This window comes from Sinomonas gamaensis, from assembly GCF_005876955.1.
GTDB classification, from domain to species: domain Bacteria; phylum Actinomycetota; class Actinomycetes; order Actinomycetales; family Micrococcaceae; genus Sinomonas; species Sinomonas gamaensis.
The window spans coordinates 1-15,583 of sequence record NZ_SSCL01000006.1; the positions used below are offsets into that span (position 1 = coordinate 1).

Annotated in this window: 16 protein-coding genes; 5 read left to right on the top strand and 11 right to left on the bottom strand. The window is 66.8% G+C overall.

The features are described from left to right. A partial coding sequence (locus E5679_RS09680) for an endolytic transglycosylase MltG (protein WP_138415250.1) occupies positions 1-286 on the top strand: 286 nt, incomplete at its 5' end. 32 nt (positions 287-318) lie between these two features. Here E5679_RS09680 and E5679_RS09685 read toward each other — a convergent pair. From E5679_RS09685 to E5679_RS09695, 3 genes are read right to left on the bottom strand one after another with little or no spacing between them, the layout of a single operon-like run. Next, on the bottom strand, positions 319-558 hold the full coding sequence (locus E5679_RS09685; RefSeq protein WP_138415252.1) for a hypothetical protein: 240 nt from the start codon (positions 556-558) through the stop codon (positions 319-321). Between the two features lie 8 nt (positions 559-566). Beyond that, the gene (locus E5679_RS09690; RefSeq protein ID WP_138415254.1) at positions 567-1,991 is read right to left on the bottom strand and encodes a flotillin family protein; all 1,425 of its coding nucleotides are present in this window, start codon (positions 1,989-1,991) and stop codon (positions 567-569) included. 25 nt (positions 1,992-2,016) lie between these two features. Continuing rightward, on the bottom strand, positions 2,017-2,448 hold the full coding sequence (locus tag E5679_RS09695) for a hypothetical protein (RefSeq protein ID WP_138415256.1): 432 nt from the start codon (positions 2,446-2,448) through the stop codon (positions 2,017-2,019). Positions 2,449-2,612: 164 nt separating this feature from the next. Between E5679_RS09695 and E5679_RS09700 the strand changes: the two genes are divergently transcribed. Next, complete coding sequence (locus tag E5679_RS09700; RefSeq protein WP_138415258.1) at positions 2,613-3,125, top strand: hypothetical protein; 513 nt, start codon at positions 2,613-2,615, stop codon at positions 3,123-3,125. A 149-nt stretch (positions 3,126-3,274) separates the two neighbouring features. On the opposite strand, the gene dctA is transcribed toward E5679_RS09700, so the two are convergent. Beyond that, complete coding sequence (dctA, locus tag E5679_RS09705) at positions 3,275-4,585, bottom strand: C4-dicarboxylate transporter DctA (RefSeq protein WP_138415260.1); 1,311 nt, start codon at positions 4,583-4,585, stop codon at positions 3,275-3,277. 57 nt (positions 4,586-4,642) lie between these two features. Next, complete coding sequence (locus tag E5679_RS09710) at positions 4,643-5,773, bottom strand: PrpF domain-containing protein (protein ID WP_138415604.1); 1,131 nt, start codon at positions 5,771-5,773, stop codon at positions 4,643-4,645. 126 nt (positions 5,774-5,899) lie between these two features. Between E5679_RS09710 and E5679_RS09715 the strand changes: the two genes are divergently transcribed. The 3 genes from E5679_RS09715 to E5679_RS09725 are packed head-to-tail and all read left to right on the top strand — an operon-like array spanning position 5,900 to position 8,413. Continuing rightward, positions 5,900-6,841 (top strand): LysR family transcriptional regulator, encoded by a 942-nt coding sequence (locus tag E5679_RS09715; protein WP_138415262.1) that lies wholly within the window; start codon positions 5,900-5,902, stop codon positions 6,839-6,841. Further along, on the top strand, positions 6,822-7,760 hold the full coding sequence (locus tag E5679_RS09720) for an RNA polymerase subunit sigma-70 (RefSeq protein WP_138415264.1): 939 nt from the start codon (positions 6,822-6,824) through the stop codon (positions 7,758-7,760). Before E5679_RS09715 ends, E5679_RS09720 begins: the two co-directional genes overlap by 20 nt. A 59-nt stretch (positions 7,761-7,819) precedes the next feature. Further along, positions 7,820-8,413: a dihydrofolate reductase family protein gene (locus E5679_RS09725; protein WP_138415265.1), complete on the top strand. Its 594-nt coding sequence runs from the start codon at positions 7,820-7,822 to the stop codon at positions 8,411-8,413. 91 nt (positions 8,414-8,504) lie between these two features. On the opposite strand, the gene E5679_RS09730 is transcribed toward E5679_RS09725, so the two are convergent. The 6 genes from E5679_RS09730 to uidA form a co-directional block, all read right to left on the bottom strand. Further along, positions 8,505-8,930 carry an arsenate reductase ArsC gene (locus E5679_RS09730; RefSeq protein ID WP_138415267.1) on the bottom strand — a complete coding sequence of 142 codons (426 nt, stop codon included), beginning with the start codon at positions 8,928-8,930 and terminating at the stop codon, positions 8,505-8,507. Next, positions 8,927-9,625, bottom strand: coding sequence for an aquaporin (locus E5679_RS09735; protein WP_138415269.1), 699 nt, complete (start codon positions 9,623-9,625; stop codon positions 8,927-8,929). Before E5679_RS09735 ends, E5679_RS09730 begins: the two co-directional genes overlap by 4 nt. Continuing rightward, a complete protein-coding gene (locus E5679_RS09740; RefSeq protein ID WP_138415606.1) occupies positions 9,622-9,972 on the bottom strand; it encodes an ArsR/SmtB family transcription factor in 351 nt (116 codons plus the stop codon). The genes E5679_RS09735 and E5679_RS09740 overlap by 4 nt, the downstream gene beginning before the upstream one ends. A gap of 68 nt (positions 9,973-10,040) precedes the next feature. Further along, positions 10,041-12,422 (bottom strand): alpha-L-rhamnosidase, encoded by a 2,382-nt coding sequence (locus E5679_RS09745; RefSeq protein WP_138415271.1) that lies wholly within the window; start codon positions 12,420-12,422, stop codon positions 10,041-10,043. Next, positions 12,419-13,747, bottom strand: coding sequence for an MFS transporter (locus E5679_RS09750; protein ID WP_249336051.1), 1,329 nt, complete (start codon positions 13,745-13,747; stop codon positions 12,419-12,421). Before E5679_RS09750 ends, E5679_RS09745 begins: the two co-directional genes overlap by 4 nt. Further along, positions 13,728-15,575, bottom strand: a complete 1,848-nt coding sequence (uidA, locus tag E5679_RS09755) for a beta-glucuronidase (RefSeq protein WP_138415276.1) — start codon at positions 15,573-15,575, stop codon at positions 13,728-13,730. Before uidA ends, E5679_RS09750 begins: the two co-directional genes overlap by 20 nt. Positions 15,576-15,583 lie beyond the last annotated feature (8 nt).

A 15,583-nucleotide genomic window follows, 5' to 3' on the forward strand; every position in this document is an offset into this window, starting at 1 on the left:
CGGGCTGGGGACGAAGACGGTGCAGCTGACGGATGCGCAGAAGCAGGATGGGAACAACGCGTACAACACGTACGTGCATCAGGGGCTGCCGCCGGGTCCGATCGGCTCGCCGGGGGCGAAGGCCGTGGCGGCCGCGGCGCACCCGACGGCGAACGACTACCTGTTCTGGGTCACGGTGAACCTGGACACGGGGGAGACGAAGTTCGCCAAGACCTACGCCGAGCACCAGACGTACGTGGCCCAGTACCAGCAGTGGTGCAACGCCCACGCCGGGAAGTGCCAGTAGCGAGGGCGGCAGGCACCACTGAGTCCGCGCGCTCAGGCCTCCCTCAGCACGTCCGGCAACTCCTCGACATAGACCGTCTGCGGCGGCTCGTAGTAGATGACCAGCACCTTGTCACCCACCTCGAACACGCTGGTTTTGTCGAAGGGGTGGGCATGGAAAGCGCTCGTGCCGCCCTGGAACGGCAGCATGACCTCCCCGACGGTGCCGGGCCCGATCCGTCCTGTCACCCGTCCGATCTTGCCAGTGAGGCTTCGGTCAACGTCCTTGTGCATCGGCTTCGCTAGGCGTCTTTGTTAGGACGGGACGCTTTGCCGTTCTTGAGCGCCCCGGTAATCGACGGCAGGAAATTGCCCACTTGGGCCAGAATTCCGCCGACCATGCTGTTGAGGCCCTCGCCACCATTCAGGACGGTCAATTGATCAACGTGGGCAAAGGGCTCGGCGGCCGCAGAAACGATCGCAGGCATGTTCTCCGCGAGCTGCTGTGAGATCACTGCTTCCTGGTTGGTCCCGAGCGCTTCGGCCCGGGCCTTGATGCCGTCCGCCTCGGCCAGAGACTTTGCCTTGATGGCCGAGGCTGCCGCGTCCCCGCGCGCCCGCGTGGCGGCTGCTTCGGCTTCGCCGGTGATCTTCGTGGCCCCCGCTATGGCAGCCGCTGCAGTCGCATTGGCTTGGGCCTCGACCTCCACCTTGCGGGCATTCGCCTGGGCCTCGAGCTCGGTGCGGCGGGCCCTTGCCTCGGAGGCGCTGATGTCGGCCGCCTTCTGGGCTTCCGCCTCGGTGCGGAGGGCATAGGCCTTGGCATCGGCCGGCTTGCGAATCGAGGTCTGCAGCTTCTGCTCCTCGCGGTCAGCCTCGAGCTTCGCCACCTCGGTTTCCTGGACCACCACCTTCTGACGCGCCGTGGCCTCGGCCAACGGGCCTGCCTGAGCGGCGTTCGCCCTCGCCGTCTCCGCATTGGCCTGGGCCGCGGACTGCCTGATGGCGGAAAGGCTCTGGGCATCGGCAATCTGCGCCGCGGCCTCTGCTTCCTTTTCCGCAGCTTCACGGTTCCTCGTGGCCTCGGCGATCCGAGCTTCCATCATCACCTGGGCGATGTGCGGCTTCGCGAGGTTTTGGATGTACCCCGTGGGATCCTGCAGATCCTTGATCTGAAGGGAATCAACCACGAGGCCGAGCTTTTCCATTTCCGTGCCGCTCGCACTGCGAACCAAGGAGGCGAGTTTGTCCCGCTCGCGGATGATCTCTTCCATCGTCATGCTGCCGATGATCGATCGGAGGTGGCCTTCAAAGACGTTGTAGACCTGACTCTGCATTTTGGGCTGCTGGCCGAGGAACCTACGCGCGGCATTCGCGATGAAGGGAGCAGCGTCGCCGATCTTGTAGATCACGACGCCCTCCACGATCACCTGAATGCCCTGCGAGGTCACGCAATTGACCTGGAGCTCTGTTTCATTCAGCGTCAGGGAGAGCGTCCTGACCGTCTGGAGCCCGGGAACCACCAAGGCGCCCTTCCCCGTGACGATTTTGAAGTCCATGCCGTCCCTGGTGTCTGCGCTTCCCCGGGTCAGGCCAGAAATGATCAGCGCCTCGTTCGGTTCTGCCACCTTCCACATCAATTTGATGAGCAGCCTGATGACGGCGATGGCGACCACTACGCCCAAGATCGTCAGCAGAATCGGAAGGTAGGCCAAGAGGTCGAACATCGACTGTCCTTTCAACGACAAGCGCTCAGGTGCCTCGTGGTGTCAGTCTGCTGTGTGCGTCACTCGATGGGAAGTCCAGCCCAATTGTGCGGAGTCCAGTCCACCGCGTAGCCGCACTCCTCCAGGAAAGGAGGAGCGCTTCGGGCCGCCGGGGCGACCAGAACGTCCACCACAGGCTCGGATCCGTAGTGACGATCTCGACGTCCCAGAAGAGCGGCGGGAAGTTGAGCGTTCGCCTCTTAGCGAAGACCTGCTTGACCTGCTCGCGCGGAATCACCCAGGGGCCCCGCGCGAAGAGACGTGCCGGCCCGCGGGCCTCGAACTCGAGTTGTTCCGGAGTGATCACCAGACGGATCCACGGTGGGCTCGCACTGACCTTGTAGCTGCAGTACGCGCCGCCGATGACTTCCTGTCTCGGCACCTCAGCCCTGACCCGGTCCGGGTCGGTGTTCCCCATGCGCGAGAGTTTAGAGCCCAACGGATACGGCCTCCGTAGACGGATCTCCGAGCCCGCAGAAAGTCGAGTACCGGCAAGTGTGGTGAGTGAGTACGGCGACTTGGGACAGTTTTTTGTGTAAGGACACCGCGAATTTGCTCGACAAGCGGGTGAGGAACATGAATGTGAACGACATCATCTGGGCGGCCAGCGCCAGCACGATGGGACTCCTGAGTCTGGCCGCACTCGTGCCGGGCAAAAGGAAGCTGGAGGGGCCGCCGTCGTCCGTAACTCCGGTGGTTGAGCTGGCCGGCGAGGTGCCGACTCGCGAGACGACGACGGAAGAGCAGCCGGCGAGCCAGCTCGACCAAGGCGAGCGGTTCCGGCTCATCGAGGCGAGGAACGCTGCCGAGGACGCGTACGCCCGGCGGGTCGCCGTCGCCGAACACGAGTTCACGGCGACAAAGAACCGTGCCGAGGTCCACGTCCGGGCTGCGGAGATGTTCCTCGAGCATGAGGAGCGACGGCGGAGCCAGCGGATCGGCACCGCGCGAGAGTATCTGGCCGACGCCCTGCTCGAACACCGCTTGATCCTTGCGGAGGCGGAGAAGGTTGTGGCCGATGCGAAGGCCCACGACAACGACGTCGCCTCGGCCGCTGCCGCGCTCGAGGCCTTCGGGCAGCGACAAGCCGGATGACTTGGTGAACAAGGGTCGAGGCGGGACGCAGATTGCTGCGTCCCGCCTCGGGTGCACCGGTTCAGTCCTGCGCCCGGCCTTCGGGCTACCTGTTGCGATGGGGTGTGCAGGAGGCTGGATGACTCGGCGCGGTCTCGATGAGCTGTGGGCTAGTGAACCAGAGCCGGTTCAGGCAGCTGGACCTTCTCGACCTCGACGGGGGTGAAGCCCGCCTTCAGTTCGGCGTGGAGCTTCTCTGTGTCGAGCGCCCGCTGCCACTTGGCAATGGCAACGCAGGAGACGATGTTGCAGACCGTGCTGGTCAGGGCGCGGGCTTCGCTCATGAACCGGTCGATGCCGACGATCAGGGCCACACCGGCCACCGGAAGCGTGGGCATCACGGTGAGCGTGGCCACCAGGGCGACGAAGCCGCTGCCCGTGACACCCGCGGCCCCCTTGGAGGTCAGGAGCATCATGCCGAGCATGAGGAGGATCTGGTCCCAGCTGAGGTGGATGTCGCACGCCTGGGCGATGAACATCGAGGCGAGCGTGAGGTAGACCGCCGTGCCGGTGAGGTTGAACGAGTAGCCGGTGGGGACGACGAGTCCGACGACACCGCGCTCGCAGCCGATCCGCTCGAGCTTGGAGAGCAGGCGAGGCAGGACGGGTTCGCTCGAGGAGGTGGCGAGGACGATCAGGAATTCGTCCTTGAAGTAGCGCAGGAGCTGCCACAGGCTGAAGCCGGTGATCTTGGCGAGGATGCCCAGGCCGATGACGACGAACGCGATGCAGGCTGCGTAGAAGGCGAGGATCAGCATCCCGAGGTTGCCGATCGAATGGGCCCCGTACTTGCCCACGGTGTAGGCCATGGCACCGAACGCCCCGATGGGCGCGACCTTCATGATGTAGCCGAAGACCACGAACAGCAGCCGGTTGAAGCTGTTGACCACATCCAGCGCGAGCCTCCCGGGTGCGCCGAGCTTGGTGAACGCGAAGCCGCACAGCAGGGCGATCAGGAGTACGGGGAGGACCTCGCCGTTCGAGAACGCGCCGACGAAGGTGCTCGGGACGATGCTCAGCAGGAAGTCCGAAGGATTGCTGCTCGGCAGCTGGCTCGTGTACTTCGAAGCCACTGACGCATTGAGGTGGGCGGGATCGATGTGCATCCCGGCTCCGGGCTGGAAGAGCAGGACGGCGCCGAGGCCCAGCGCGAGGGCCAAGGCGGTCAGCGTGTAGAAGAGGCCGAGGGAGCGGACCAGGGTCGGCCCGACCTTCTTGGTGTCAGTGAGCGAGGTGATGCCGCTGACGATCGTGCAGAAGACGATCGGCGCGATCAGGAACTTCACGAGTTTGACGAAGCCGTCGCCGAGGGGCTGGAGCGAGGAGCCGAGGTCGGGCCAGAAGGCGCCGACCAGAATGCCGAGCCCTACGCCGATGAGGACCTGAACGTACAGGTGTCCCAGGATTGATTTGATCTTCATTGAAAAAACTTCCTTGACGGGCCCCGATCCATGATCGCAGGGGCCGGGCGGTTTGGGCTATGCCGTCTGGGCCACAGGTTGTGCGACGTCGATGTCGGCGACGGCGAGCTGGCGCGCCGCCCGGTGCAGGGCGACTTCGCTGACTTTGCCGGAGGCATCTGTGGTGACTTCGGCGGTGATGACACCGGCGGGGGTGCCGATGCGCAGCAGCCCTGATGCGCTGCTGCCGAGGGGGGCCAAGCGTGCGGCTTCCGCGACGACCGTTCCCGGAAGGGCGGAAGCGAGAGAGACCGCGACGGCGGAGGTGAGTCCAATTGCCGGGTGCGGAGCGAGCATCGAGAGCATCCGCACCCGCACGTCGTGGCTCTCCGCCGTGATCTTCGCGCCGTCGCTGGCGATGTAGTCGCCAGCAGGGGCGACGACGCCGACCTTCGGCACCGCGTTCTGCGGCGGATCCTCAGGCCGCCGGATTCCCATCTGGACGGCGGCGGCAGACCGCGCCCTGATCAGCTGAGGCAGGTGCGTGGTGAGAGGGTCGGTCATCGAGGACAGGTCGATGCCCACCTGATCCGCGGGGAGGAACACCGCCGGCGCGCCGGCGTCGACCATGCTCCCCTTGAGTCCGGCCCCGATCTCGTCAACGGGCCTGCCCGTCGGCAGGACCGAGCCGGTCGTCTGGCCCCAGGGGGCGTGGAACGAGAGGCTCACGGGGACCCCGGGCGCGCTGCTGCCCGGAACCGTGGCGCGTCCCGACGTCGGGACGCGGCCGCCCGGCGTCGAGATCGTTCCGCTCAGAACGGCCCCCGTGTTCACATTGCGCATGCGGACCCGCGTTGTCCCGGCGCTCGGGGCGACGATGCCCGACTGAACCGCGTACAGGGCAATCGCCGTGGCGCAGTTGCCGCAGTTGGAGCCCAGCTCGACGGTCGGGTCGCCGATCCCGACCTGCGCGAAGAGGTAGTCGAGGTCGGCCGGTCCGTCGGGAGTCGGGGTGATGATCGCGGCCTTCGACGTCGTCGAGGTCCCGCCGCCAACGCCGTCGAGCTGGCGTGCGTCCGCCGCCCCGAAAGCATCGGCGAGCAGCATCAGCACCTCCTCCTGGCTGGTGGCGTGGAGCGTCACGTCGTCGGCGTCGAAGAGCCAGCACTTGCTCGTGCCGCCCCGGTACCAGTGACCGCGAAGTCGCACGGTCGTCTCCTTCATGCTTTGGAGTGTTGCGCCTCACAGCGCCTGTTACTTCTACGATCCGCGCCACGAGGCTTCAGCACAATCACAGGAATCTTCAGATGCGTCTAGTTTTGCTAAACTCTGGGGGTGGCTGATCTCGACCTGCACCGTCTCCATCTGCTCCGCGAGGTGGCTCGCTCGGGGTCCTTGACGTCCGCTGCTGCGGCCCTGACCTTCACCACTTCGGCGGTCTCCCAGCAGATCACAAAGCTGGAACACGAGGTGGGCGTTGCCCTGATCGAGCGGCATCCCCGCGGCGTCGTGCTCACTGAAGCGGGCCAAGCTTTGCTGCGCTACGCGGACGACATCGACAGGACGATCGAGGCCGCCCGCGCGGAGATGGGCGAGTTCGCAGGCCTCCGCCGCGGGCAGCTGCGGATGGGCACATTCCCCACGGTCGGTGCATCCCTGATGCCCGACGTCGTGCTCGCGTTCCGCGCGCGCCACCCCGAAGTCGCGGTCACGGTTGTCAGCGCACGGCGCGCGGGACTGCTCGAGCGTCTCAGGCGGCGCGACATCGAGCTCACCCTGCTGTGGGACTACCCGTGGGAGCGCATCGAGGACGAGGACCTGACCCTCATCCCGCTCATGGATGACCCGACCCTGCTCCTGGTGCCCAACGACCACCCGGTCGCGTCCCGGCGCTCTGTGCGGATCGAGGCGTTGCAGGACCAGGAGTGGATTGTCCGCGACGAACATCCGGTGGCTGATGTTCTGCGCCGCGTCTGCCGCGACGCAGGCTTCGATCCCCGCATTGCGTTCGCCGCCAATGACTACCAGGAGACCCAGGGCATGGTGGCAGCGGGCATCGGCATTGCCTTGGCCCCCCGCCTCGCGCTCAGCGCGCTCCGCCCAGACGTCGTCGCCGTTCCGCTCGCCGGGTCCCCGGCCCGCAGAATCCTCCTCGCCCACCTCGCCAACCGCAGGCTCAGCCCGGCGGGCGAGCAGGCCGCTTCCGTCTTCCGTTCCACCGCGCGGCGCGCGCACGCCGCGGGTTTACGATCCTCTCGTGTCCCTCACTCCGGATGATCTCTCCGCGTTCCGCGGCCGCCTGCTGGCATTCTGCTATCAGCTTCTCGGGTCGCCTTTCGAGGCTGAGGACGCGGTACAGGACACGATGGAGCGTGCGTGGCGGGCCCGGGACTCCTTCGACCCGGCGGTGGCGTCGCTGACGACGTGGGTCTTCCGCATCGCCCGGAACGTCTGCTTCGATCGGCTCCGCGAGTCCCCACGGCGGCCCTTGCCGCGCGACCTCAGCGCCGCCGGTCTCGACGTAGGCGCCCCGCTCGTCCCTGCCATGGACGTTCCCTGGTTGATGCCGGCACCCACGAGCTGGTGGGAGGACTCCGAACCGGAACGCTCAGCCGTGGCCTCTGACAACGTGCGGCTCGCCGTCACGGCCGTGCTCCAGGCGCTCCCGCCACGGCAGCGCGGCGTCTTCATCCTGCGCGACGTCCTCGGTCACTCCGCCGCCGAAACGGCGGCGATTCTCGAGTTGAGCGTGGCCGCGGTCAACTCCGCACTGCAGCGCGCGCGAGCTGCAGTGCACGACGGCGCTGCTCGCCGAACGCCGTTGCGCCGCCAGGCGGTGGAGGACTACGCGCGGGCGATCGAGCGGGCGGATGCCGACGCTCTGGCCGCCCTCGTGGCCGCAGACGTGGTGTTCGAGATGCCGCCAGTGCCGCAATGGTCCATCGGGCGGGAGAATTACGCCGCGTTCATGGCGAATCTGTTCGCTTGGCGGGGCGCACGGTGGGAGACTCAGCTGATCTCCGCCAATGGGCAGCTCGGGCTGCTCCTCTTCCTGGTCACGGATGAAGGACCGCAGCCGCACACCGTTCAGCTCTTCGCCGCAGATGCCGGCGGGACGGCAATCGGGGAGGTGCTCGTCTACCAGAACCCGCAGCTGTTCGGGCTTTTCGAGAAGGATCTTGCCTCAGACCGATGAATTCGGCGCTCCCCATTCGTATGCCTAGGTGACCGCCCACCACAACGTAAGGGAGCGCCATGGCACGCATCATCGTCGCGCAGTTCATCACCCTCGATGGTGTCGTCGAAGATCCCGACGGATCCGACGGCACCGCTTTCGGCGGCTGGGCCTTCCGCCACGGCCGAGAGGCAATTGCCGGCGACAAATTCGCCTACGGTCCGATTCTGCAGACCGGGGTCTTCCTGTTCGGAAGGAAGACCTGGGAACACTTCTCGACGCTGTGGCCGGGGCGCGAGGATCCCTTTGCGCGGGCCCTCAACGCCGCGGACAAGGCAGTCGCCACGCGATCGGGAGTTGATCTCGGCCGGTGGCAGAATTCTCGAGCCGTCAGCGGCGATGTCGTTGAGTGGGCTCGCCAAGAATCTGACCATCGCGACGTCGTCATTATCGGCAGCGGGACTCTCGTCGATCAGTTTGTCAGCTCAGGGGTGGTCGACGAATACCGCCTGCGGGTCTTCCCGACTGCGACCGGCGCCGGCCGCCGCCTTTTCCCCGGCGGGTGTCACCTCGACCTGGCCAGCAGCGAACGCATGGGACCGACAACACTCGCCATCTGCACCCCGGCCCTCGACAGGGCGAGGATTCAGCCGTGGCCGGATCCTCGCCCGTGAGTGCCTTAGCAGCATTCGCAGCTGTCGTCGCAGCAGCAATCGTCGTCTCCGCCCGCCATCCTGGCCACCTCCTTTCCCGCTGTTCCGTGGTTTAGGTGCCTGAGGGAAGCAGCTCGGCGATGAGGTTCTCGACGCGCCCCTTGATCTCGTCTCGGATCGGGCGCACGGAATCGACCCCCTTCCCAGCGGGGTCGTCGAGCTCCCAGTCCTCGTAGCGCTTTCCGGGGAAGATCGGGCAGGTGTCGCCGCAGCCCATGGTGATGACGATGTCGGAATCCTTGACCGCCTGCGTCGTGAGAATCTTGGGGCTTTCGGTGCGGATGTCGATGCCCTCCTCGAGCATCGCTTCGACCGCGGCGGGGTTGACTCTCTCCGCGGGCTCAGAGCCAGCGGACCTGACCTCGATGCGACCCCCCGAGAGACGGTTGAGATACGCGGCGGCCATCTGGGAGCGGCCCGCATTGTGGACGCAGACGAAAAGAACGGAGGGCCGGCTGGCTGCAGCATCTGAGCTCATGAGATGACTTTCTGTTCGGCCTCGACGGAGGCGGTACCCGTTGCGGACGGATACAGGAGACGGACCAGGAGGAACCCGAGCGCGCCGCCGACGAGCTGGGCGAGGACGAACGCCGGGGCGGAGACCGGAGCGATCCCCGCGAAGGTGTCGGTAATGGTCCGAGCGAAGGTGACGGCAGGGTTGGCGAAGCTGGTCGAACTCGTGAACCAATAGGCCGCGGCGATGTACCCGCCGACGGCGAAGGCAACCCGGTCCGCGCGGCCCGAGCGAATGACGCCGAACACCACGAGCAACAGGCCGACCGTCGCCACGACCTCGCCCAGCCACAGCCCGGGCCCCGAACGGACGTGCGACGAGAGCGCCACCGCGTCGAGCCCGAACATCAGGTTCGCCACCACCGTGCCGGCGAGGCCGCCGAGACACTGGGCCAGGATGAGCGCGGCAGCGGTGGGCCAGTCGAGGATCCCCAAAGCCTTCTCCACGAGGGTCACGACAGGATTGAACGAGGCCGACACCGGCTGAAGCGCGACGATGAGCGCCACGAGCGCAGCACCCGTGGCGATGCTGTTCTCCAGCAGCGCGAGGCCGGTGTCGGGGGAAAGCCGGGAGGCCATGATTCCAGAGCCGACGACGGCGATCACCAGGAACGCCGTGCCTGTCGCCTCGGCGGCGGCACGCCGAGCGAGGAGGTTCACCTGGCCGTCCCGCCGATCACGGACGCCAGGTTCTCCAGCGACTCGGTCCGAGCTCGGTAGTACGCCCAGACGCCCCGCTTCTCCCGCTCGAGGAGCCCTGCTTCATGCAGGATCTTCAGGTGATGGCTGATCGTGGGCTGCGAGAGGTCGAAGGCGTCGTTCAGATCGCACACGCACGCCTCCCCGCCCTCGTGCGAGGCGACCAAGGACATCAAGCGCAACCGCACCGGATCCCCCAAGGCCTTGAGCACGATCGAAACCTGCTCGGCCACCTCCTCGGAGATCGGCTCGCGCGCAAGCGGCGAACAGCACGCGACCGCCTGGATCGGGGTCAGCTCGAGATTCATAGACACTCGTCAATATTTACGCCTGTCTATGTCTTGTGGCAAGAGCGCGCGCCTCTCCCATGAATCGGTTACGGGCTAACCGCCACTTTGCCCCTAACAGTCTCAGAGGCATGTAGGCAACGCGCCCGGTGGAGTCCGGGCCCGTAGGCGGCAGTGGTTCCATCGGGCAGGGCGACCGCGGCACCGCTTCCGGGCGGGACGGTGAGGTCGAGATGGAACTCGTCGTCCACGAACGACCACGAGACCTCGATCTCCCCGCGAGGCGAGACGAAACGGAAGCTGGCGGAGGTCACGTCTCCGCCGGGGAAGGGCTTCACCTCGAAGCGCTCCCATCCGACCGAACCGGGCGCTTGGCGCAGCCCTACGAGGTATTCGTGGAGGAAACGGATCACGGCGCCCTTGCTGTAGTGGTTGAGCGAGGCGTGGGCTGTCCCGTCCTCTTCGACGCCTTCCCAGTCCTCCCAGATGGTCGTCGCGCCGCGATCCAGCATGCCCAGCCACGAGGGCGTCCCCCGACGGAAGAGCAGCCGGAAGGCGAGGTCGGCACGCCCGTTCTCTGCGAGGATCGGAAGCAGCGCCCCGCTAGAGAGGAAGCCCGTTCCAACGCGGTCGTCGGCCTCGTGGATCAGCTCGACCAGTCGGTCCAAGGCCGCCTCACGAAGCGACTCGGGGACGAGACCGAAGGCCAAGGCGCGGACGTAGGCGCCTTGCGTGTCCTCGCCCGTGCGGCCCTCGCGCGTGAGGAACTCCTCCTGCCAGGCGTCCTTCACGGCGGCCGCGATCCGGCCATACTTCCGCGAGGCTTCCTCGCGGCCGAGGATGCCCGCGATGCGGCTGAGGGTCAAGGAGGAACGGTAGAGGTAGGCCGTCCCCACTTCGCCGCGGTCGACACTCATGTAGGCGTACGGGTTCTCGGCCAAAGGGTCGATGAGGGAGCCGTCCGCACGCCGGCGCTTGGGCTCGCACCACTCCCCGTAGTGGAACGGGCCGTCCCAGATGTACCGCTCGTGGGGGAGCGGCACCTCGGACCGCGAGACCCGCGCAGGGTGGCGGAGCGTCGCGGCGAGGTGGAGCGCATAGTCGACCCACCGGACCATCGACTCCCAGTTCTCGGCCAAGATCTGCGGATTCCCGTACGACTCGTAGATCGCCCAGGGCACGAGGACCGTAGCGTCGCCCCAGCCCGCCGACCCTCCCATCGCCCGGGTCGGATTGTCGGGATGCGCCTTCAAGCGGGCCGAATCGGGGGAGAAGGCGGCGGGGAGGCCGTCGTCGCACTGGTCGTCGCGGACGGACTGCAGCCATTTCCTTGAGAACCCCTCGACGTCGTACAGCATGGCCGCGACCGGCGCGAAGATCTGATAATCCCCGGTCCACCCCGAGCGTTCCCGGGTGGGGCAGTCAGTGGGGACATCGACGACGTTGCCCCGGAAGCTCCACACTGCCGCCTCGTGCAGGCGCTCGAGGTCGCGTGAGCTGCAGCGGAACCATCCGCGCCGGTCGAGATCCGAATGAACGACCACGACGGTCAAGCTGCTGGGAACGAGCTCGCGACCTGGGTGCGTGATCCGCACGTACCGGAAGCCGTGGACGGTGTGCCGTGGTTCGAAGACGTCCGGCCCGTCGCCCGCGATGACGACGTCCGTCTGGTGGAACTGGCGGATTCCGTTCTGGGGCGTCGCCATGTCGAGATGAGTCGTGGTGAGGTCGCCGTCGCGGTCCAGATGCTCCCCGAATTCGAGCACCGTCTCCGACCCGCACGGCCCAACGTCGCTCAGCCTCACCCAGCCGGAGAGGTTCTGGCCCGCATCGAGGATCGAAACCCCGGCCCGAAGCCGCCGCAGCGAAACCGGACGCCGCTCCTCGACCCGGCGCACGGGCGGGCTAGGCGACCACGACGGGGCAGGTGGGGCGACAACCCCCACACGGACCGGCGCCGGGTCCGACGGATCGGGATCGACGCGGAAGTCGGTGGTCTGGCCGCCCATGAGGTCGGCCCTCACAATCTGGCTCGGAAAGGTGAGCCAGTCACCCCCGGTGCCCACGGTCATCCCGGCCCCCGACCCGAGGTCGATCTCCAGCTGAGCCAGGGCCGCCGTCGTCGTTCCCCAGACGTTGCGACGCTGCGCGCCGCTGTTCCGGCCGCGGAACCAGCCATCGGAGAGGACGATGTCGATCCGGTTCGGGCCAGGCGTAAGGTGCGCTGCGACGTCGTACTGCTGGGCGTACAGCGTCTCGTCGTAGCTCGTCGAGCCCGGGGCGAGCTCGATGTCGCCCACGCGGATGCCGTTGATGAATACCTCGTAGACGCCCAAGGCGGTGGCGGTGAGCGTGGCCGCGCGGGGCGCTGCCGGAAGGTTGAAGGACTTGCGGAGGATGTAGGCGCCCCGGTCCTCCCGGTTCGCATCGTCGTCGGACTCGGCGGGCGAGATCCATTTGGCGGCGATCATCGGACGGACTTGACCTTCAAGACGATGCACAGGCTTCCGATCAGTGCGAGGGCGGCGCCCGCGAGGTAGAGAGCGGTGTAGTTCTTCTCGGCCCCATTCGCTCCGAGGACGATGATGAGCGGCGCGATGAGCGGGGCGATGGCGCTGGGGATCCGCTGCGAGAACCCAACGACGGCGAGGTAGCGGCCCGCCTGAGCACGGTCGGGCAGGACGGCGAACACGATGGCCCCGTCGACCGCGCCGAAGAGGGCGATGGCAGCCTGCATGAGGAGCGCGCCGATCACGAGGGTGACGAAGGAGTGCGCGAAGGCCTCGGTGATGCCGCCGCCCACGAACAGCAGGGCGCCGATGAACGTGAACAGCTTGCGGCGACGCAGCCGGTCGGACAGGAATCCGCCGATGAGCGCGCCGGCGCTCGCAGAGAGGACGCCGAGCATTCCGATGATCGCGACGGTGCCGGCCACCTCCTTGACCGGAAGCCCGAGGCGTTGGGCGTAGAAGAAGGTGCCGAACGTGGTGTTGAAGTACAGGCCCATGAAGAAGATGAACCGTCCGAGCCAGTTCCACGCGAAGTCCGGGTGCTTCCGTGGGCTGAAGACGTAGCTCTCCAGAAGCGCCTTGACGCTCACCGCGCTGTTGTGGACAAGCCCGACCGAGCTGCCCTCTCGCTTGAACAGCGGGAACAGCACGAGGAACACGAGCCCCACGAGCGCCGGGACCATGAACACCAGCAGGGTGCTCGAGGACACCGCGTAGGCGATGCCGATGCCCAAGACGGGCGCGATCTGGGCCGAAAGCCCGCTGAGGGCTGAGATCTTGCCGCGCTGCTCCTCCGGGATCCGATCGGCCTGGAGGTTCAGGATGGCCTGGCCGGCGGCGGACCAGCCGGAGAGGCCGAGGACCCAGCCGGCGCCGACCACGACGACCGTCGGTGCGAGGGCGATGACCAGGAGGCCGATGAGCCCAAGGAGCGCGCCGCCGAACATGAAGGGGGTGCGGCGTCCGAGGCGCGAGCGGAAGCGGTCGCTCCAGACGCCGATGAGGGGGCTCGCGGCGATGGAAACGAACTGCGCGGTTCCGGCGACGTAGCCGAGGACCTCCTCGTGGCCCGGAGCGAGCTGGGAAATGCGCACGGACAGCGAATAGGCAAGGGGGACGATGAAGGCCATCGAGACGCCGAAATTCGCGAGCGACATGAGGGTCAGATAGCTCGCACTCGCCTTCTGGAGCGGGGGTGCCTCGATGGCAGGGGCGACGGCGGTGGCCGACCCAGCGCCGGATGCCGGCTCCGCCTGCAGTTCGGCTTCAGTGTTGGGCTGCGACATCATGACTCCTTTGTCGGCTGATCTCTTGTCTGCTGATTTCTTGGGTTACGGGTTTGCGTCCGCGGAGGTCTTTCCAGCGCTCGCGGAGAGCGAAGGCGGCTGCTTTGGGCTTGCGGTCCCGGGTGAAGACGCCCTTCTTGTTGCCGTCCACACGGTGGATTGCGGCGCCGGTGCCGAAATCGGCGAAATTCCACACCTGTTCGCCGACGAACGACGGAATGCGGTCGAAGACGCGGTGGTTCATCGCGAGGAAATCAGCTTGGAATTCTTCGGTCCACGGGGTGCTCGTCACCGAATGCAGCCCGGCGATGGTGTCGGCGCCATATTCGCTCATCATGATCGGCTTGCCGTATTTCGCGGCCCACCCGCGGAGGTCCGCCTCGAGGAGCTTCTCCGCCGTCTCGAGGTCGCCCGTGGCCACGTACCAGCCGTAGTAGCGGTTGAGCGAGATGACGTCGATGAGGTCGGCGGTGCGGTCGGTCTCGCAGGTGGCGAAGATGACGGTTGTCATCGTGACGGGACGCGTGGGATCGAGTTCCCGGGTGAGGCTGATGAGCGGTTCGAAGTACTCCCTGGCTCCGTCTTCGTTGGTCGAGGGCTCGTTTGCGACGCACCACATCACCACGCTGGGATGGTTCTTGTCCCTCTCGATGAGCTCGCGCAGGTGCTGGGCGTGCGCGGCCTGGGTCTGGTCGTTGATGGTCTCGGAGGAGAAGGTGGGCCTTGGCGGTTGGCCGGTGAGCCCGGCTTCGACGGCGAGGTTGAGTCCGACGGCGGCCGTCTCGTCGATCACGACGATGCCGTGGCGATCGGCGAACTCGAGCACTTCCTCGGCGTAGGGGTAATGCGAGGTGCGGAAGGAATTCGCGCCGGTCCAGTCCAAGAGGCGGAAATCGTGGACGAGGTACGCGTTGTCGTGGCCCTTGCCCCGGATGGCGGAGTCCTCGTGCTTGCCGAACCCGGTGAAATAGAACGGCTCGCCGTTGATGAGGAACTGGTCTCCTTCGACCGCAACCGTTCGGATTCCCACCGGAAGCTCGTAGACGTCCACGGGACGAGCCCCGTCATGGATCTCGATCTCCAGCCGGTACAAGTAGGCCGCGCCCGGCCGCCACAGCACGGGGTCCTCGACGCGGAGTGTGCCCGCGTGCCCTTCGCCGGACGCGACGGTGATTCCCGATTCGTCGACGAGCTGCACGCTCGCCGGAGCCGGCTCGCTCGTTGCCAGCCGGTAGCTCACCAGCGCGGTCCCGCCGTCGAGCTCCGTGGTCACCGTCACGTCCGTCAGGTGAGTGACGGGGGTGCTGTAGAGCCACACTGAGCGGGCCAGGCCGGCGTAGTTGTAGAAGTCGTGGAAGTAGCTCTGGCGCTCCTTCCCGTCGGGTCCGACGGTCAACTTCCCGGGCGGGATCGTGACGTTCGTGAGCCGGTTGTCGACCGCGACAGTGAGCCGGAACGCCTCCCCGGCGACCACGACGTCGGTGAGGTCCGCCTCGAATGGCGTGTAGCCGCCGTCGTGCTTGATGACCAAGGTGTCGTCGACGTAGACCGCGGCCGCGTGCGTGGCGGCGTCGAAGCGGAGGACGACCCGCTCGCCGGCCCAGCCGCGCGGCACCCGGACGGTGCGCTGATACCAGACCAGGCCCACGTGGTCGTGGATCTCCTGGTCCGCGAACAGGTCGTTGTAGCTGGCCGGGACGGCGGCCTCGAGGTGGGTGTCGAGCCGAGACTTCCACGGCTCCGGCCCGACCTTGGTGTCGAGGGCGAAGGCCCACAGCCCGTCCAGGCTGAGCAGGTCGCGGGTGGGGGTGGTGAGAGGCTTCAGCATTGAGGTCT